17 protein-coding genes are annotated in these 17,142 nt (G+C 69.0%); 12 read left to right on the forward strand and 5 right to left on the reverse strand.

Going from position 1 to position 17,142, the window contains the following annotated elements; translation table 11 throughout:
• The first annotated feature begins 7 nt into the window (after positions 1 to 7).
• The gene (locus ACYQ78_RS16940) at positions 8 to 868 is read left to right on the forward strand and encodes a bifunctional methylenetetrahydrofolate dehydrogenase/methenyltetrahydrofolate cyclohydrolase (RefSeq protein WP_459801806.1); all 861 of its coding nucleotides are present in this window, start codon (positions 8 to 10) and stop codon (positions 866 to 868) included.
• Between the two features lie 45 nt (positions 869 to 913).
• Here the strand turns inward: ACYQ78_RS16940 and ACYQ78_RS16945 are convergent, their stop codons facing one another.
• Positions 914 to 1,576, reverse strand: a complete 663-nt coding sequence (locus ACYQ78_RS16945; protein WP_062344906.1) for an FHA domain-containing protein — start codon at positions 1,574 to 1,576, stop codon at positions 914 to 916.
• A 181-nt stretch (positions 1,577 to 1,757) separates the two neighbouring features.
• On the opposite strand from ACYQ78_RS16945, the gene ACYQ78_RS16950 reads away from it, so the two are divergent.
• The 4 genes from ACYQ78_RS16950 (at position 1,758) to ACYQ78_RS16965 (ending at position 6,477) form a co-directional block, all read left to right on the forward strand.
• Positions 1,758 to 2,879 carry a citrate/2-methylcitrate synthase gene (locus tag ACYQ78_RS16950; RefSeq protein ID WP_459801807.1) on the forward strand — a complete coding sequence of 374 codons (1,122 nt, stop codon included), beginning with the start codon at positions 1,758 to 1,760 and terminating at the stop codon, positions 2,877 to 2,879.
• A 60-nt stretch (positions 2,880 to 2,939) separates the two neighbouring features.
• The gene (locus ACYQ78_RS16955; RefSeq protein WP_459801808.1) at positions 2,940 to 3,254 is read left to right on the forward strand and encodes a DUF3017 domain-containing protein; all 315 of its coding nucleotides are present in this window, start codon (positions 2,940 to 2,942) and stop codon (positions 3,252 to 3,254) included.
• 49 nt (positions 3,255 to 3,303) lie between these two features.
• A complete protein-coding gene (locus tag ACYQ78_RS16960) occupies positions 3,304 to 4,518 on the forward strand; it encodes an NADP-dependent isocitrate dehydrogenase (RefSeq protein WP_459801809.1) in 1,215 nt (404 codons plus the stop codon).
• 105 nt (positions 4,519 to 4,623) lie between these two features.
• Positions 4,624 to 6,477, forward strand: coding sequence for a serine/threonine-protein kinase (locus ACYQ78_RS16965; RefSeq protein WP_459801810.1), 1,854 nt, complete (start codon positions 4,624 to 4,626; stop codon positions 6,475 to 6,477).
• Here the strand turns inward: ACYQ78_RS16965 and ACYQ78_RS16970 are convergent.
• Positions 6,474 to 6,845 carry a hypothetical protein gene (locus ACYQ78_RS16970; RefSeq protein WP_459801811.1) on the reverse strand — a complete coding sequence of 124 codons (372 nt, stop codon included), beginning with the start codon at positions 6,843 to 6,845 and terminating at the stop codon, positions 6,474 to 6,476. The two genes, ACYQ78_RS16965 and ACYQ78_RS16970, sit on opposite strands and share 4 nt — an antisense overlap.
• Before the next feature lie 60 nt (positions 6,846 to 6,905).
• Here ACYQ78_RS16970 and ACYQ78_RS16975 point away from each other — a divergent pair, with 60 nt between their 5' ends.
• On the forward strand, positions 6,906 to 7,697 hold the full coding sequence (locus ACYQ78_RS16975; protein WP_459801812.1) for a COG1361 family protein: 792 nt from the start codon (positions 6,906 to 6,908) through the stop codon (positions 7,695 to 7,697).
• Here the strand turns inward: ACYQ78_RS16975 and ACYQ78_RS16980 are convergent.
• On the reverse strand, positions 7,672 to 7,800 hold the full coding sequence (locus ACYQ78_RS16980) for a hypothetical protein (RefSeq protein ID WP_459801813.1): 129 nt from the start codon (positions 7,798 to 7,800) through the stop codon (positions 7,672 to 7,674). The two genes, ACYQ78_RS16975 and ACYQ78_RS16980, sit on opposite strands and share 26 nt — an antisense overlap.
• Before the next feature lie 41 nt (positions 7,801 to 7,841).
• Positions 7,842 to 8,780, reverse strand: coding sequence for a UDP-glucose 4-epimerase GalE (gene galE, locus ACYQ78_RS16985; protein ID WP_459801814.1), 939 nt, complete (start codon positions 8,778 to 8,780; stop codon positions 7,842 to 7,844).
• Positions 8,781 to 8,891: 111 nt separating this feature from the next.
• On the opposite strand from galE, the gene ACYQ78_RS16990 reads away from it, so the two are divergent.
• The 3 genes from ACYQ78_RS16990 to ACYQ78_RS17000 are packed head-to-tail and all read left to right on the forward strand — an operon-like array spanning position 8,892 to position 12,188.
• Positions 8,892 to 10,181: a hemolysin family protein gene (locus tag ACYQ78_RS16990; RefSeq protein WP_459801815.1), complete on the forward strand. Its 1,290-nt coding sequence runs from the start codon at positions 8,892 to 8,894 to the stop codon at positions 10,179 to 10,181.
• A 42-nt stretch (positions 10,182 to 10,223) separates the two neighbouring features.
• Positions 10,224 to 11,231 carry a tryptophan--tRNA ligase gene (gene trpS, locus ACYQ78_RS16995; RefSeq protein ID WP_459801816.1) on the forward strand — a complete coding sequence of 336 codons (1,008 nt, stop codon included), beginning with the start codon at positions 10,224 to 10,226 and terminating at the stop codon, positions 11,229 to 11,231.
• 24 nt (positions 11,232 to 11,255) lie between these two features.
• Positions 11,256 to 12,188, forward strand: a complete 933-nt coding sequence (locus ACYQ78_RS17000) for a YihY/virulence factor BrkB family protein (RefSeq protein ID WP_459801817.1) — start codon at positions 11,256 to 11,258, stop codon at positions 12,186 to 12,188.
• On the opposite strand, the gene ACYQ78_RS17005 is transcribed toward ACYQ78_RS17000, so the two are convergent.
• A complete protein-coding gene (locus ACYQ78_RS17005) occupies positions 12,173 to 13,279 on the reverse strand; it encodes a D-alanyl-D-alanine carboxypeptidase family protein (protein WP_459801818.1) in 1,107 nt (368 codons plus the stop codon). The two genes, ACYQ78_RS17000 and ACYQ78_RS17005, sit on opposite strands and share 16 nt — an antisense overlap.
• Before the next feature lie 197 nt (positions 13,280 to 13,476).
• On the opposite strand from ACYQ78_RS17005, the gene ACYQ78_RS17010 reads away from it, so the two are divergent.
• The 3 genes from ACYQ78_RS17010 (at position 13,477) to ACYQ78_RS17020 (ending at position 17,137) form a co-directional block, all read left to right on the forward strand.
• A complete protein-coding gene (locus ACYQ78_RS17010; protein ID WP_459801819.1) occupies positions 13,477 to 14,649 on the forward strand; it encodes a glutamate--cysteine ligase in 1,173 nt (390 codons plus the stop codon).
• Entirely contained in the window at positions 14,636 to 15,907 is a 1,272-nt protein-coding gene (locus ACYQ78_RS17015) for an amidohydrolase (RefSeq protein ID WP_459801820.1), read from the forward strand. Before ACYQ78_RS17010 ends, ACYQ78_RS17015 begins: the two co-directional genes overlap by 14 nt.
• A 156-nt stretch (positions 15,908 to 16,063) precedes the next feature.
• A complete protein-coding gene (locus tag ACYQ78_RS17020; RefSeq protein WP_459801821.1) occupies positions 16,064 to 17,137 on the forward strand; it encodes a BMP family lipoprotein in 1,074 nt (357 codons plus the stop codon).
• Positions 17,138 to 17,142 lie beyond the last annotated feature (5 nt).

The following is a 17,142-nucleotide window of genomic DNA, read 5'->3' on the forward strand; positions in this document are numbered from 1 at the left end:
AGTGTTCATGAGCGCAGGGATTCTCGACGGCAAGGCCACCGCGGCCAAGATCAAGCTCGACCTGGCGCTGCGCGTCGGCAAGCTCGCCGAGGCGGGCGTCACCCCGGGTCTGGGCACGGTCCTGGTCGGCGACGACCCGGCCAGCCACATCTACGTCGCCAGCAAGCACCGCGACTGCGCCGAGGTCGGCATCAACTCGATCCAGCGCGAACTGCCCGCCGACGCCTCGCCCGGCCAGGTCGAGGACGTCATCGACGAACTCAACGCCGACCCGGCCTGCAACGGCTACATCGTCCAGCTCCCGCTGCCGCGTCACCTCGACACGATGGCGCTGCTGGAGCGCATCGACCCGGCGAAGGACGCCGACGGTCTCCACCCGGTCAACCTGGGCCGGTTGGTCCACATGGTCGACGCGCCGCTGCCCTGCACCCCGCGTGGTGTGGTGCAGCTCCTGCGGGAGTACGACGTGCCGATCAACGGCGCCGAGGTCGTGGTGATCGGCCGCGGCATCACGGTCGGCCGTCCGCTGGGCCTGCTGCTGACCCGCCGCTCCGAGAACGCCACCGTCACGCTCTGCCACACCGGCACCCGTGATCTGGCCGACCACGTGAGGCGGGCCGACATCGTCGTCGCGGCGGCCGGGGTGCCCGGCCTGATCACCGCCGAGATGGTGAAGCCCGGTGCGGCGGTGCTCGACGTCGGCGTGTCACGGGTCGACGGAAAGATCGCCGGCGACGTCGCGCTCGACGTCGCCGAGGTCGCCGCGTGGGTCGCGCCCAACCCCGGTGGGGTGGGCCCGATGACCCGCGCCCTGCTGCTGACCAACGTGGTCGAGGCCGCGGAGCGGGACGCGGGTCTGCTGAACTAGAAGCGGAGACCCCTCGCCGAGCCCCGCGACACTCTCAGCCGGTGATCAACTCGCTCGGCGCCCCGCTGCGGGCGCCGACGCGGGATGTGCCGGAGTTCCGCCTCCCTCGGTCGCCCTCTGCGGGGGGACGACCGGGGTCGGGCGTACCAGCCCGAGCGCGACCACCTCGTTGGCGAGGCGGGTGCGCCGGTTGGTGCCCTCGGGAATGCGGAACTTCTGGTAGAGCCGCAGCAGGTGCTGCTTCACCGCGGCCTCCGTGACGACCAGGTCGTCGGCTATCTCGCGTGCGGTCGCGGGCGCCACGAACGCTTCGTCCGAGAGCGCCGGGCGACACAGCGAGGTCAGGACGTCGACCTCGCGCCGGGTGAGCTCGGGTGCGGCGGCCCGCCGCAACTCGACCTCTGGCGCCAGGTCTTCGCGCGGTATACCGCCCACCCGCGCGCGGGCGGCGCCGAACGAGACGACGTCGCCATCGTCAAGGACCCTCCGGGCGATCGGCCTGCCGTTCACCCGTGTGCCGTTGCGGGACAAGCCCAGGTCAACGACATACAGGTAAGGTCCCCGTCTGACGAACTCGGCGTGTAAACGCGACACGCTCGGGTCTGTCAGCCGGATGTCGGCACCTCGGCCCCGGCCGATCGTGGTGATCTCGGGGCGCAAGGGCACCACTTCGCCGGTGTCCTCGATCCGTATGAACGGCCCCTCCACGGCAGTTCCTCCCCAGGTAGCCCGCCGTTACTTTCACATCAGCTCCGGCTTACCCAAACGTGGGGAACGGGAATCGCCTTTACCTTGACCAGAATCGGCGCACGATTGGTCTGGACCTTTGGAGGGGTGCTTTACCAGCTCACGGGTAGACTTTCGCGGTAGATAAGCGGAGGAAACACTCATGGCAGACAAGCCCACCAAAGGCCTCGCCGATGTCGTCGCCGCGTCAACAGCGCTCAGCGACATCGACGGCAAGGCCGGTCTGTTGTTCTACCGCGGATACGACATCCACGACCTGGCCGGCCGCACCACCTTCGAGGAAACCGCCCACCTTCTCCAGCACGGCACCCTCCCGAACCGCGACCAGCTCGCCGAATACGGCGCGGAACTCGTCCGGGGGCGCACGCTCGGCAGTCTCGTCGAGCAGAACGTCGTGGAGATCGCCGAGAAGCAGGAGCCCATGGAGGCCCTGCGCACGCTGCTCTCGCTGACCAGCGCCGACGATCCCGACAAGGACTCCAACGCCGCCGACGCGAACCTGCGCAAGGCGGCCCGGCTGACGGCCCTGCAGCCCGTTCTGGTGGCCCGCTTCCACGCGGCCCGCCGGGGCGTGGAGATCCCCCAGCCCGATCCCGACAGGTCGATCGCGGCCAACTTCCTGCTCCAGATCACCGGCAAGGAGCCGACACCCAGGGAAGTCGAGATCTTCGACGAGTGCCTGGTGCTCCACGCCGACCACACGATGAACGCCTCGACGTTCGCCGCCCGGGTGTGCGCCGCCACGCTGTCGGACATGCACTCGGCCGTCGTCGCCGCCATCGGCACCCTCAAGGGGCCGCTGCACGGCGGGGCCAACGAGCAGGTCATGCGCACGCTGGAGACGATCGACGCCGGCGGCGTCGCCGAGTCGGTCCGCGCCAAGCTCGCCGGTGGCGAGAAGATCATGGGGTTCGGCCACCGGGTCTACAAGACCGAAGACCCGCGGGCGACCCACCTGCGCCGGTTGTCGGCGGAGCTGGGCGAGGCGTCCGGCGACGACACCTACTATCGGATGTCGAAGGAGATGGAGGAGGTCGTCTTCGCGGAGAAGGGCCTCTACCCCAACGTCGACTTCTACGCCGCCACGGTCTACCACTTCCTCGGCATCCCGACCGACCTGTTCACCCCGGTGTTCTCGGTCAGCCGGATGGCGGGGTGGACGGCCCACGTCATCGAGCAGCACGCCGACAACCGGCTGATCCGCCCGGACAGCGAGTACATCGGCGCGCGCGACCAGAAGTGGGTCCACATCGACGAGCGGTGAGAACCGCCACCACACCTGACACAAGAGACGGAACCGACCATCAACACCAACGCGAGGCGCATGGCCTGGGGGGCCTACATCATGGTGGCCGCGGGCGCGGCCACCGGCTTGGTCCTCATCGACATGTTCCCGGAACCCTGGCTGGGCGGCGTCGTATTGGGCGCCGCCTTTCTCGCGGGCGCGGTGCTGCGGCTACTGCTTCCCCGGCGCCACTCGGGCGGGCTCTCCGTCCGCTCCCGTGTGGCCGACACCGTGACGCTGACCCTGTTCGGGCTGCTGATGGTGGCGGCCGGGGTCCTGCTGGAGGTCGACCTCCATCCCTCCGACCTCATCGTCGACCAGGTGCGGCCGTCCGATAGCCTCGTCGGCCAGTGACCTCAAAAAGGACTCCGGCCACAGTTCGTTCAGAAGGGGAACCCCACGCATGCCCAAGATCAAGGTAGCGGGTCCGGTCGTCGAACTTGACGGCGACGAGATGACCCGGATCATCTGGCAGTTCATCAAGGACCAGCTGATCCTGCCCTACCTCGACGTCGACCTCAAGTACTACGACCTCGGCATCGAGCACCGCGACGCCACCGACGACCAGGTCACGATCGACGCCGCCAACGCCATCAAGCAGTACGGCGTCGGCGTCAAGTGCGCGACGATCACCCCCGACGAGGCCCGCGTCGAGGAGTTCGGGCTGAAGAAGATGTGGAAGTCCCCGAACGGGACCATCCGCAACATCCTCGGCGGCGTCATCTTCCGTGAGCCGATCATCATGTCGAACGTGCCGCGCCTGGTGCCCGGCTGGACCAAGCCGATCATCGTCGGCCGTCACGCCTTCGGCGACCAGTACCGCGCCACCGACCTGAAGGTCCCCGGCGAGGGCACGCTGACCCTGACCTTCACCCCGAAGGACGGCAGCGAGCCGATCGAGCTCAACGTCTTCGACTTCCCCGGCGGCGGCGTCGCCATGGCCATGTACAACCTCGACGAGTCGATCCGCGACTTCGCCCGGTCGTCGATGCGCTATGGCCTGTCGCGCAACTACCCGGTCTACCTGTCGACGAAGAACACGATCATGAAGGCCTACGACGGCCGGTTCAAGGACATCTTCGCGGAGGTGTTCGAGAGCGAGTTCAAGGCCGACTTCGAGGCGGCCGGGATCACCTACGAGCACCGCCTGATCGACGACATGGTCGCGGCGTCCCTCAAGTGGGAGGGCGGCTACGTCTGGGCGTGCAAGAACTACGACGGTGACGTCCAGTCCGACACGGTGGCGCAGGGCTTCGGGTCGCTCGGCCTGATGACCTCGGTGCTGATGACCCCCGACGGCCAGACCGTCGAGGCCGAGGCCGCCCACGGCACGGTGACCCGCCACTTCCGGCAGCACCAGCAGGGCAAGCCGACCTCCACCAACCCGATCGCGTCGATCTTCGCCTGGACCCGTGGCCTCCAGCACCGCGGCAAGCTCGACAACCAGCCCGAAGTGATCGACTTCGCGACCAGGCTCGAAGAGGTCTGCGTCGAGACCGTCGAGAGCGGCAAGATGACCAAGGACCTGGCCCTGCTGGTCGGCGGCGACGCCGAGTGGCTGACCACCCAGGACTTCCTCGCCACGCTCGACGAGAACCTGCAGAAGAAGATGGCCTAAAGACCCTCTTCCCCCAAGAGCCGCTCGCCTTCCCCGGTGGGCGGCTCTCGCGTTTGCCGTAAAGTCAACCTTCTTAGTTGATGACGAAAACGGTGGGAATCATTCATGATCGAGCCGCTCGGGTCGGGGGACCCGAAACAGCTCGGTCCCTTCACCCTGTCCGGGCGGATCGGCGAGGGCGGCCAGGGGACCGTCTACCTCGGCACCAATCCTTCGGGTGAGCGGGCCGCGGTGAAACTGCTCCACGTCAAGTTCACCGGCGACGCCATGGCCCGCGCCCGCTTCGCGCGCGAGTTACGGGCCGCCGAGCGCGTCGCCAGCTTCTGTACGGCCAGAGTCGTCGGCGCCGACCTCGAAGGCGACAATCCCTACATCGCCAGCGAGTACATCGACGGCCCGTCGCTCCGCGAGAAGATCGACGAATCGGGCCCGCTGACCGGCGACGACCTCGAACGGCTGGCCGTCGGCACCGCGACCGCGCTGACCGCCATCCACCAGGCGGGCATCGTCCACCGCGACTTCAAGCCCGACAACGTGCTGCTGGCCACCGAGGGCCCCCGGGTGGTCGACTTCGGCATCGCCCGCATCCTCGACTCCACCGGCACGATCACCAGCCGGGCGATCGGCACCCCCGCCTACATGGCTCCCGAGCAGGTCTCCGGAGACGACGTCGGCGCCTACACCGATGTCTTCGCGTGGGGCGCGACGATCGCCTACGCCGCCACCGGGCAGGCCGCGTTCGGCGCGAAGTCGATCGCGGCGGTGCTCAACCGGATCCTCAACCACGAGATCGACCTGACCCCGCTGCCCGAGCCGCTGAAGAGCGTCGTGGCGGCGAGCGTCAGCAAGCGCCCGGCCGACCGCCCGACGATGGGACAGATCCTGCTGCGCCTGCTGGGCCACCCCGAGACCGGCGACGCCTCGACCGTGGTGATGTCCGAGGGCGCCCTGGTGGCCAATCCGGAGACGGGCCCCTTCCCGGTGATCAGGGACGTCAACGAGGAGACCCGGATGTTCCGGCTCCCCGCCCCGCCGCCGAAGGCGCCCCCGGCGCCGAAGAAGAAGTGGTGGCTGCCCGCGTCCATGGCCGGCGCCGCGGCGCTGGTGCTGGGCGGGGTCGCCACCGTGGTCACGCTGATGATCAACTCCCCGGCGAACGATCCGGCGCCGTCCCCGACCCCGGGCCCGACCGGCCAGGCGGGCGCGGGGGTGCTGGAGAAGGCCGAGAAGACCGGCCGCCTCACGATCGGGGTCAAGGGCGACCTGCCCGGCCTCGGCTTCGACAACGACGCCGACGGGACGCCCGAGGGCTTCGAGGTCGAGGTCGGCCGCTACATCGCCAGGGAACTCGGGGCGAAGGTCGTCGAGGTGCAGACGGTGTCGGCGTTCAACCGGGTGCAGGCGCTGACCAGCGGGGCGGTCGACCTCGTGGTGGCGACCTACGCCTCCGACTCCTCCCAGAACGACGAGGTCACCTTCGCGGGGCCCTACTACCAGGCCCACAACGACGTGCTGGTGGCCGACGACTCCGGCATCTCCAGCGCCGCCGACCTGCGTGGCAAGCGGCTGTGCATCCGGCCCGGCACCAACCCGCCCGAGATCAAGCAGTGGCTCTCCGACCAGGGGATCGCCATGCAGGACGTCGCGGGCAAGGACGCCGGCGACTGCATGGACATGCTGCGCACCGGCCTGGTCGACGCCCTCCCCGGCGACGACATCATGCTGGCCGGGTTCGCCCACCGGGAGCAGGTCAAATACCGCGTGCTCGGGCTCGGGGTGGGGCTGGCCCGCTATTCGGTGGGCCTGCCGAAGGGCGAGGTGAAGACCTGCGAGGCGGTGCGCGCGGCGATCGTGAAGCTCTACAAGACCGGCACGGCCCGCCGTCTCATGACGAAGTATTTCGGCAACGCCGTCTTCACCCCCGACCGGGACATCCCGGCCGGGCTGCCCTGCCGTTAGCCGCGGCGGCGCGGCCGCAGCAGCAGGAGGATCATCACGAGGACCTCCAGCGCGAACGCCGCGCCCATCGCCGTCGGCGTCACCCATTCGGTGGAGCCGGGGCAGGTGGTCCGGTAGGGCCTGCCGTCGAGCAGCACGGCCTCACAGCTGAAGATCATCAGCGGGACGACGTACACCCACAGAACGCCCAGGGGCCAGACCAGCAGACCGAGCGCCTTCTCCCACGGCCGCCACCGTTTCGAGGCGAGCAGCATGTAGGCGCCGACCAGCCAGCCGACGACGAGCAGCAGGCCGCCGAAGGTCAGCAGCAGGACCGTGCAGACGTCGTAGAGCAGGGCGCGGACTTTGCCGTCCCGTGTCCCTTCCATGGGGTCGACGGTAGCGTGTCCGAACGATCATCTCGATGCCCCGGACGTTGAATTGGGGCCATGGGTCGATGGACGGTCGCGGCGCTCGCGTTCCTGGTCTGCGGTGCCACCGGTGGTCCCGCACTGGCGGCCGGGCCGGGTGGCCACGAGGGCCAGTGGGGCGGGGCCGATCTGTCGGTCTCCATCGTGGCCACGCCGAAGGTCGCCCAGCCGGGACAGTCGCTGACCTACAAGGTCATGGTGAAGAACGCCGGCCCCGGCGACGCCGTGCTGCCGACCCTGACGGTCCGCGTCCCGACCGACTTCAAGATCGTCAATGTGGACGTCGCCGAATGCCAGCCCGGCCGGGGCCTCGCGGAGGTCGTCTGCCGCTCGTCCAAGGACGTCGCGCCCGGCCAGTCGGGCGGGGTGGTGATCACCGGGGTGGTCCGGCCCAACGCGCTCGGCCCGCTGCGCGCGCAGGCCCGGCTGACCTCGGAGGTGGTCGACGGGCACGACTCCGACAACGAGGCCGAGTCGGTCACCAGGGTCGACGAGGGCGCCGACCTGATCGTGAAGCTGTCGGCCCCGCAGCGCGACGGCCGCCGCACGATGGTCGACGCGGCGGTCCGCAACCGGGGCCCGAGGGTCGTCCGCGACGCGATGGTCTACGTCGACGGCGCCCACTGCGGTGGCCGGAGCGGCTGCGTGGTGCCGCCGATCCGTCCGGGGGGCACGGCCTGGTTCCGGCTGGCCGTGCGGCCGGGCAAGGGCGCGGTGACGGCGATCGTGCGCTCCCAGGGGCGCGGCGACCGCCATCCCGCCAACAACCAGGCTTCTCTGACCCTCACGGACAGGGCGGCGTCCCGGTGACCATGTAGGCGCCACTGGTGGCGAACACCACGCCCGCTGCGGAGGCGAGGCTGCCCAGCACGACCAGCAACGCGACCCCCGCATATGCCAGCACTCGTCTCATAGCCGAGACCCAATCACATTTAACGCTGCGAATCCGGACAATTACCGAAGTGATGCCCAGGCGTCCGCGATCATCGAGGTCAGCCCGGTGTGCTCGGGCTGCCAGCCGAGCTCCTTCTGGATCAGATCCGACGACGCCACCAGCACCGCGGGGTCGCCCGCCCGCCGGGGCGCGATGTCCGACGGGATCGGATGGCCGGTCACCTCGCGGCAGGCGTCCACGACCTGCTGGTTGGAGAAACCGGCGCCGTTGCCGAGGTTGAAGATCTTGTGTACGCCCCTCTCGCACGCCGCCAGCGCCAGCAGGTGGGCGTTGGCGACGTCGGAGACGTGCACGTAGTCGCGGACGCATGTGCCGTCGGGCGTGGGGTAGTCGCCGCCGAACAGGCTGATCGACTCGCGCTCGCCGAGCGCGACCTTGAGGACGTTGGGGATCAGGTGGGTCTCGACCACATGACGCTCGCGGTAGCGGCCGTAGGCGCCGGCCACGTTGAAGTAGCGCAGGCTGACGGCCGCGATGCCGTACATCGCCGCGAAGGCGGTCAGCGTGGTGTCGACGGCGAGCTTGGAGGCGCCGTAGGGGTTGGTCGGGCGGGTGGGGTCGGTCTCCTTGATGGGGGTGTTCTCCGGTTCGCCGTAGGTGGCGGCGGTGGAGGAGAACACGATGCGGCCGACGCCGCCCTTGCGCATGGCCTCCAGCAGGCGGAGCGTTCCACCCAGGTTGTGGCTCCAGTAGAGTGCGGGCTTCTCGACCGACTCACCGACCAGCGACCGGGCCGCGAAGTGGAGGACCGCGTCGAAGCCGGACAGGTCGCCTGGTTCCATGAAGGAGCCCTGCACGAACCGCGCGCCGTCGGGCACCGCGTCGGCGTGGCCGGTCGAGAGGTCGTCGAGCACCGTGACCTCGTGTCCCGCCTCGACGAGCTGCGCCGCGGTCACGCTGCCGATGTAGCCCGCGCCTCCGGTAACCAGTAGCTTCACGTTGGATTCCGTTCGACTATGTTCGATTTTGTACGAGGCCCAGCCTAGCCGCGCACTGAGTACGCTTTCAGCTCTCTCGTCATCGGAAGTCGCCAGGGCGGAAACATTCCAGTGAACAGTCTCGCGGCCAATATCGCCCTCGTCTTGGTGTTCATCCTGATCGGCGGCTACTTCGCGGCGGCCGAGATGGCCCTCGTCTCGCTGCGCGAAAGCCAGGTCCGGCGGCTGGAGAAACTCGGCCGCCGGGGTGCCCGGGTGGCCAAGCTCGCCCGTGACCCCAACCGGTTCCTGTCGGCCGTGCAGATCGGGGTGACCGTGGCGAGCATGCTGTCGGCCGCGTTCGGCGCCGACAAGCTGGCCGGCGAGCTGACCCCGGCGCTGGAGCGCTGGGGCCTGCCCACCTCGGCCGCGCCGCTGGTCTCACTGGTGGTGGTGACCCTCTGCATCTCCTACGTCTCCCTGGTGCTCGGCGAGCTGGCGCCCAAACGGCTGGCCCTCCAGCGGGCCGAGGGCCTGGCGCTGTTCGTGGCCCCCTTCGTCGACCGCATCGCGTCGCTGTCACGGCCGATCATCTGGGCCCTGTCGAAGTCGACCGACGGCCTGGTGCGCCTGGTCGGGGGCAACCCCCAGGCCGACCGCGAGGCGATGACCATAGAGGAACTGCGCGACATGGTCGCCGGGCACGCCGAGCTGACCGCCGACGAGCGCCACCTGATCGCCGAGGTCTTCTCGGCCGGCAAGCGGCAGCTGCGCGAGGTGATGCTGCCGCGCACCGAGGTGGAGTTCATGGCGGCCGACACCACGCTGGCCGAGGCGGCGGTGCTGGTGGCCTCGCTGCCCCACTCGCGCTTCCCCGTCTACCGCAACTCCTACGACGAGGTGGTCGGGTTCGTGCACGTGCGCGACCTGCTCGACCCGGTGCTCACCGGCCGCATCGACCCGATCTCCGAGGTGGTGCCGATCCGCCCGGTCAAGCAGGTGCCGGTCACCAAGAGGGTGCTGGCCACCCTGTCGGAGATGCGCGACGAGGGCCACCACCTGGCCATCGTGGTCGACGAATACGGCGGCACCGCCGGCATCGTCACCCTGGAGGACCTGGTCGAGGAGCTGATCGGCGACATCCGCGACGAATACGACCAGGAGGAGCCCGGTTTCCGCCGCATCGCGGGCGACGTGGAGGTCGAGGGCCTGCTCCGCCTGGTCGACGCGCTGAGCGAGCTCGGCATCCGGCTGCCCGAAGGGCCCTACGAGACCATCGGCGGTTTCATGATGGCCCGGCTCGGCCACCTGCCCGAGGTGGGGGAGACCGTGGAGGTCCCGGGGGCCCGTCTGGCGGTCACCGAGATGGACGGCCGGAGGGTCTCCCGGGTCAGGGTCACGCCCGCCACCCCGGAGGCGTAAATCGTCGCGACCTGCCCGGGGTTGCTGGAAGAATGACGTGTTATGGCTCGTCCTCGTGTTCTTTCCGGCATCCAGCCCACTGCGAACTCGTTCCACCTGGGCAACTACCTGGGCGCGGTCCGACAGTGGGTCGCCCTCCAGGACACGCACGACGCTTTCTACATGGTCGTCGACCTCCACGCGATCACGGTCACGCCGAGCGCCGCCGAGCTGCGCTCCCGCACCCGCATCGCCGCCGCGCAGCTGTTCGCCTGCGGCCTCGACCCCGAGCGGTCGTCGGTCTTCGCGCAGAGCCACGTTCGTGAACACTCCGAGCTGGCCTGGATGCTCATCTGCATGACCGGCATGGGCGAGGCCGGCCGGATGACCCAGTTCAAGGACAAATCGGCCAAATACGGTGAGGGTTCGGCCTCGGTGGGCCTGTTCACCTATCCGATCCTCCAGGCCGCCGACATCCTGCTCTACCAGACCGACCAGGTCCCGGTGGGCGCCGACCAGAAGCAGCACATCGAGCTCACCCGCGACCTCGCCCAGCGGTTCAACACGCGCTACGGGCAGACGTTCACGCTGCCCAAGCCGTACATCCTGAAGGAAGTCGAGAAGATCACCGACCTGCAGGACCCGACGGCGAAGATGTCGAAGTCGTCGTCCAGCCCGCAGGGCATCCTCGACGTCCTCGAAGACCCGGGCCCGCTGCGCAAGAAGGTCATGCGCGCCGTCACCGACACCGGCACCGACATCGTCGCCGACGACGAGAACAAGCCCGGCGTCACCAACCTGCTGCGCATCCTGTCGGCCCTGACCACCACGCCGATCCCCGACCTGGAGGCGCGCTACGTCGGCGCGGGCTACGGCACCTTCAAGAAGGACGTCGCCGAGGCCGTGATCGAGACCTTCACGCCCATCCGCGAGCGGGCCGAGAAGCTGCTGGCCAACGAGACCGAGCTCGACCGGATGCTGGCGATCGGCGCCGCCAAGGCCCGCGCGGTGGCCAACGAGACCATGGAGAAGGCCCGCGACGCGATGGGATTCCTGCCCACCCACGGGTAGTACCCGGGCGTGATCAGTTCGTTGATGAGGTGGGTCGAGGCCGCCAAGGCGTGGACCCGCGGCAGAACCGAGAGCGCCCGCATCCGCTGGCGGTGGGTCGACCATCTCATCCGGACGATCCACCGCTACCAGGTGCTCCACGGCGACCGGCTGGCCGGGGCGGTCACCTACTTCGCGTTCCTGTCGTTCTTCCCGATCATCGCGCTGGCCTTCGCGGTGTTCGGCTACGTCGTGACGTTCCGGCCCGACGCGCTCCAGACCCTCAACCAGGCGATCAACGAGCAGCTCCCGGGCCTGGCCGACAAGCTCGACCTCAGCTACCTGGCCCAGGCCCGCAGCGCCGCCACGATCATCGGCCTCATCGGCCTGCTCTACTCGGGGCTCGGCGCGGTCGACACCCTGCGCACCTCACTGGCCGACATCTGGATGAACCGCAAGCCCCCGGTGAACTTCTTCCTGGGGAAGCTGTACGACCTCATCGCCCTCGTCCTGATCGGGCTCGCGATGATCCTCTCGACCGTCGTGTCGGGTGTGGCCAGCGGCGCGACCACGACGGTGGCCCACTGGCTCGGGTTCGGCGACTCGTGGTTCGGCTCGGCCAGCCTGGTGGTGGTCGGCATCGTGGCCTCACTGGCCGCCGACACCCTCGTGTTCCTCGTCATGTTCTGGTGGCTGGCCCGGCCGGCCCAGCCGTTCAAGGTCGTGCTGCGCGGGGCGGTGCTCGGCGCGGTGCTGTTCGGCGTCCTCAAGCAGTTCGCCACGCTGATCCTGTCGCACACCCTGGCCAACAACTCGCTCTACGGCGCGTTCACCGTCATGGTCGGCCTGCTGCTGTGGATCAACCTGTCGGCCCGGGTGATCTTCTACTCGGCCGCCTGGACGGCCACCGCCACCCTCGGCCCGCCGCCGGAGCCGACACCGGCCCCGGCCACCCACGACGGCTACGACGTCGACTGACGCCTCTTGCGGCGCACTCCCCAGCCGAGCAGCCCCACTCCGGCGACCAGACCGCCGCCCAGGACAATCGTGGCGAGCATCCCTGAATTTTCAGGTTTTGCGGCCGGGACGGGCTCGGAGACGGCGGCGTTGCCTTCGGGAACAGGTGCGGCCAGGGCCGACGGCGCCGGGGACGGCGGCGTGTCCGGCAGCGGGTCGACCAGGGCGCCCACGGCGGCGGTCCTGCCGCGGTTGGCGAAGCCCCAGTCCATGAGCGACTCGACGTCCTTCCAGAACGACTCCTCGTGCCGCATGACCGACACGATGATCGTGTGGCCGTCGCGCTTGGCGGCGCCGACGAAGCTGCCGAAGGCCTTGGACGTCCAGCCGTTCTTCACACCGAGCATGCCGTCGTAGGTCCACAACATGCGGTTGTGGTTGCCGATCTCGTAGTGGCCCTTCGGCGCCGGGAACTTGGCGGTCTTGGTGGAGATGTACTCGCGGAAGTCCTTGTTCTGCAGGCCCGCGCGGGCGATCAGCGCCAGGTCGTAGGCGGAGCTGCTCTGGCCGGGCTTGTCGAGGCCGCTGGGCGTCTTGGCGACGGTGTCGTTGGCCTGGAGGCGCTTGGCCACCTCGTTCATGTCGGCCAGGGTCGCCGGGATGCCGCCGTTGGCCTCGGCCAGGGCGTTGGCGCAGTCGTTGCCGCTGACCATCATCAGGGCGCGGAACAGGTCGTGCACCTTGTAGATGGGCTTGGGCACGAGGCCGACCGCGCTGCCCTCCTCGTTGACGGCGGCCCGGCTCGGCTTGATCGTCTTGTTCTTGTCGAGCTTCGGGATCAGCGTGAGCGCGGTCAGCGCCTTGAGCGTGCTGGCCGGGAGGAACTTCCCGTGCGGGTTCTTGGCCGCCAGCACCTCGCCGGTCTCGGCGTCGGCGATCACGTACGAGCTCGCCTTGGTCTTCGGTGGGGCCTTCACACCGGCCTGGACGATGACTCCCGTACCGGCCAGTTGCGGGCCGCCGATCGCGTCGGCCGCCCAGGCTGGAGACCCTCCCGCGAGCAGTCCCGTCGTGAGAACGGCGAGGCTGAGGGCACTCGTACATCTACGCATATCGCGAAAGATCCCCCAAAGATCACAGGCGTACGCATTGGACCCTACTCGTTGATTGACCGTTTGGGGGCAGTTGGCTGATCTGGGGGGAGAGGTCACGATGCACAAGAGGCCTTGATCGGATGTGGGCTTTCGGTTTGGCCGATTAACGCCACGTCGAGTGACGGTGCCTGAGACGATGGACTATGGAGGTTGTTGTGCCGATCGAGTTCAATCCGTCCCGCGGTGCGACTCTGGGCGTCGAGTGGGAGCTACAGCTCATCGACACGCACACGCGACGGCTCCGGCAGGACGCGCGCCACATCCTGGCCGCCGTGCCCGAACTGAGCGAGGGCGCCCGGCCCAAAGCCATGCACGAGCTCATGCAGTCGCAGATCGAGATCGTGACGGACATCTGCCACACCGCGGCGGAGGCCGTACAGGACCTGGAACGGAGCCTCACCCGGCTCCGCGAGGTCGCCGAACCCCGTGGCGTCTCGCTGGCCTGCACCGGGACCCACGCGATCAGCGACTGGCGGGACGCGGAGTATTCGCCGATGCAGCGCTACGCCGAGCTCGTCGAAGAGATGCAGTGGCTGGCATGGCGCATCCAAACATTTGGCGTACACGTTCACGTGGGGGTGCGGGATCGAGATAAAGTCATTCCCATAGTCAACGCACTTGCGGCCTACCTGCCGCATTTCCTGGCGCTGACGACCTCCAGCCCGTTCTGGGGCGGCCAAGACACCGGGCTCGCCTCCAGCCGGGCAATCGTTTTTGGGGCACTGCCCACGGCCGGGCCGCCGCATTTAATGGCGGACTGGGCGGGGTTCGAGGAATACATGGAGACCCTGATTCGTGCCGGCACGATCAAGAGCATCAAAGAGGTCTGGTGGGACATCCGACCCCATCCCGACTTCGGCACGATCGAGATCCGCATGTTCGACGGCATTCCGACCCTTCGAGAGGTCGGCATGGTGACCGCCTTGTCGCAGTGCCTTGTGACGCAGTTCGACCAGCAGCTCGACCGGGGCTACAAGCTTCCGAGCCCGGCGGCCTGGGTCGTACGCGACAACAAGTGGCGGGCCACCCGTTATGGCCTGGACGCCGTCGTCGTCACCGACGACAAGGGCTCGACCGCCCCGCTGCGCGACATGTTGTACGAACTCCAGCGTGAACTCGAACCGGTGGCCGAACGCCTCGGCTGCGCCGACGAACTGGCCGTGTTGGGCGATGTGCTCGACCAGGGCAGCTCGTGCGAGCGGCAGCGGGGAATTCTCGCCGCCGGTGGAACTCTTGAAGACGTTGTCGACGCGACCATTACCGAGCTGGCCCAAGACCGGTTCGTCACCGCGAGGAAGGCAGATGGAGCAGATCATGCAAAGCCATGATCAGGAGACGGAGTCCCCCGAGGGACATGGTCTGACGGGGGAGCTGGACGCGTTCCTCGCCGCTCACGAAAGTGAGCTCGTCGCGCTGCGCCGCGACATCCACATGCACCCCGAGCTCGCTTTCAACGAGCACCGCACCACCGGCAAGGTCGTCGACCTGCTGAAGGGGGCCGGTCTGGAGCCGCAGATCCTGCCCCGCGGCACCGGCATCCTGTGCGACATCGGCCCGGGTGGCGGCCCCACGATCGGCCTGCGCGCCGACATGGACGCCCTCGCCATGCCCGACGAGAAGGACGTGCCCTACCGGTCTCTTCAACCGGGCCGCTGTCACGCCTGCGGCCACGACGTGCACACCGCGATCCTGGCGGGCACCGGCGTCTTCCTGGCCCGCCAGGCGGCGGCCGGGCTGCTGCCCGGCCGGGTCCGGCTGATCTTCCAGCCGGCCGAGGAGATCGTCGAGGGCGCGCTCGAGGTCATGGCGGCGGGCGGCATCAGCGGCCTCGACCGGGTGTTCGCGCTGCACTGCGACCCGCGTCTGGAGGTGGGCCAGCTCGGCCTGCGTTCCGGCGGCATCACGGCGGCGTGCGACCGGCTCACCGTCCGGCTGCGCGGTCCGGGCGGGCACACCGCCCGTCCGCACCTGACGGCCGACCTCGTCTACGCCCTGGCGAAGATCGTCACCGAGCTGCCCGCGGCCCTCAGCCGCCGGGTCGACCCGCGTTCGTCGCTGTCCCTGGTCTGGGGCCGTGTGCAGGCGGGTTCGGTCGGCAACGTGATCCCCGAAGACGGCGTGATCGAGGGCACCGTCCGGTGCCTGGAGGACGAGGCGTGGCACGCCGCGCCCGACCTGATCAAGGCGCTGCTCGACGGCGTCGCCGGGGCCTACGGGGTGGAGGCCGAGCTCGACTACCGTCGCGGCGTGCCCCCCACGGTCAACGACGCCGCCAGTGTCGAGATGTTCCGCGACGCCGCGGTGCAGGTGCTCGGGCCCGACGCGCCCGCGCCGACGTCCCAGTCGCTCGGTGGTGAGGACTTCGCGTGGTACCTGGAGTCGATCCCCGGCGCGCTGGCCCGTCTGGGCGTGCGCACCCCGGGTGACAACCGCGACTTCGACATCCACCAGGCGACCTTCGACGTCGACGAGCGCTGCGTGGGTGTGGGCGTCCGGGTGCTGGCCGCCACCGCTCTGACCGCTCTCTGGGACGGTCAGCGCACGGCGGTCCGCAGGGGCTCCGAGTCGGAGGCTCTTCTGGCCTGACTCGGTCACAAGGTGGGATGAGCTGCATAACAGGGTGATTGCGGAGCTGTGCTGCCGTTTTGAGCATCCTTCCGGAACAACTATCTTCCGTGCAGGTTGCCGTGCGTTCCTTCGCGCGTGCGACGGAAGTGAACGTCACGGAAGGGGAGTCCCACCTTGCTCCGCAATCGTTTTGGCAAGGTCGTCGCCGGTGCCGCCACCGGTGCGATGCTGCTTGCCGCCGCCGCCTGTGGCGGCGGCGACACCACTGAGAGCGCTCCCAGCGCCGCAGCGACCGACGCCGCGTCGTCGGCCCCCGCGGCCGCCGGCGCCAAGGTCGGGCTCGCGTACGACATCGGCGGCCGTGGCGACCAGTCCTTCAACGACTCCGCCGCGGCGGGCCTGGACAAGGCCAAGGCCGAGCTCGGCGTCGAGGTCAACGAGCTGGAGGCCGGCAACGGCGAGGCCGAGTCTGCCAAGGAGGAGCGCCTGCGGCTGCTCGCCTCGGGCGGCTTCAACCCGGTCATCGCGGTCGGCTTCGCCTACTCCGCTTCGGTCGCCAAGGTCGCGGCCGAGTTCCCCGACACCAAGTTCGCGATCGTCGACGACGACGCCGCCAAGGGCGCCAACATCTCGAACCTGGTCTTCGCCGAGGAGCAGGGCTCGTTCCTGGTCGGCGCCGCGGCGGCGCTGAAGTCGACCAAGGGCGACGTCGGCTTCGTCGGTGGCGTCGAGGTCCCCCTGATCAAGAAGTTCCAGGCCGGTTTCGAGGCGGGCGCCAAGGCCGTCAAGCCGGACATCAAGATCCAGTCGAAGTACCTGACCCAGCCGCCGGACTTCTCCGGCTTCGGCGACCCGGCCAAGGGCAAGACGGCCGCCGAGGGCATGTTCGACGCGGGCGCCGACGTGGTCTACCAGGCCGCCGGTGGCTCGGGCGCGGGCGTCTTCGAGGCCGCCAAGGCCGCGGGCGGCATGGCGATCGGCGTCGACTCCGACCAGGCCAAGACCGCCGACCCCACCGTCGCCGACGTCATCATCACCTCGATGCTGAAGAAGGTCGACGTCGCGGTCTTCGACTTCATCAAGAGCTTCACCGCCGGCACGGTCGCGGCCGGCCCGAAGGTCTACGACCTCGCGGCGGGCGGCGTCGACTACTCGACGACCGGCGGCAAGGTCGACGACATCAAGGCCCAGCTCGACGACTTCAAGGCCAAGATCTCCAGCGGTGAGATCACGGTTCCCAAGGAATAACACGG

Source organism: Herbidospora sp. RD11066 (assembly GCF_054661255.1).

Excerpts from the sequence above, each read along its gene's own strand:
- ACYQ78_RS17000 (WP_459801817.1), top strand. The coding sequence starts at position 11,256 with ATGAGGTGGGTCGAGGCCGCCAAGGCGTGGACCCGCGGCAGAACCGAG.
- ACYQ78_RS16970 (WP_459801811.1), bottom strand. The coding sequence starts at position 6,845 with ATGGAAGGGACACGGGACGGCAAAGTCCGCGCCCTGCTCTACGACGTC.
- ACYQ78_RS16960 (WP_459801809.1), top strand. The coding sequence starts at position 3,304 with ATGCCCAAGATCAAGGTAGCGGGTCCGGTCGTCGAACTTGACGGCGAC.
- ACYQ78_RS16955 (WP_459801808.1), top strand. The coding sequence starts at position 2,940 with ATGGCCTGGGGGGCCTACATCATGGTGGCCGCGGGCGCGGCCACCGGC.
- ACYQ78_RS16980 (WP_459801813.1), bottom strand. The coding sequence starts at position 7,800 with ATGAGACGAGTGCTGGCATATGCGGGGGTCGCGTTGCTGGTCGTGCTG.
- ACYQ78_RS17005 (WP_459801818.1), bottom strand. The coding sequence starts at position 13,279 with ATGCGTAGATGTACGAGTGCCCTCAGCCTCGCCGTTCTCACGACGGGA.
- ACYQ78_RS17015 (WP_459801820.1), top strand. The coding sequence starts at position 14,636 with ATGCAAAGCCATGATCAGGAGACGGAGTCCCCCGAGGGACATGGTCTG.
- trpS (WP_459801816.1), top strand. The coding sequence starts at position 10,224 with ATGGCTCGTCCTCGTGTTCTTTCCGGCATCCAGCCCACTGCGAACTCG.
- ACYQ78_RS16950 (WP_459801807.1), top strand. The coding sequence starts at position 1,758 with ATGGCAGACAAGCCCACCAAAGGCCTCGCCGATGTCGTCGCCGCGTCA.
- ACYQ78_RS16940 (WP_459801806.1), top strand. The coding sequence starts at position 8 with ATGAGCGCAGGGATTCTCGACGGCAAGGCCACCGCGGCCAAGATCAAG.
- ACYQ78_RS16975 (WP_459801812.1), top strand. The coding sequence starts at position 6,906 with ATGGGTCGATGGACGGTCGCGGCGCTCGCGTTCCTGGTCTGCGGTGCC.
- ACYQ78_RS16965 (WP_459801810.1), top strand. The coding sequence starts at position 4,624 with ATGATCGAGCCGCTCGGGTCGGGGGACCCGAAACAGCTCGGTCCCTTC.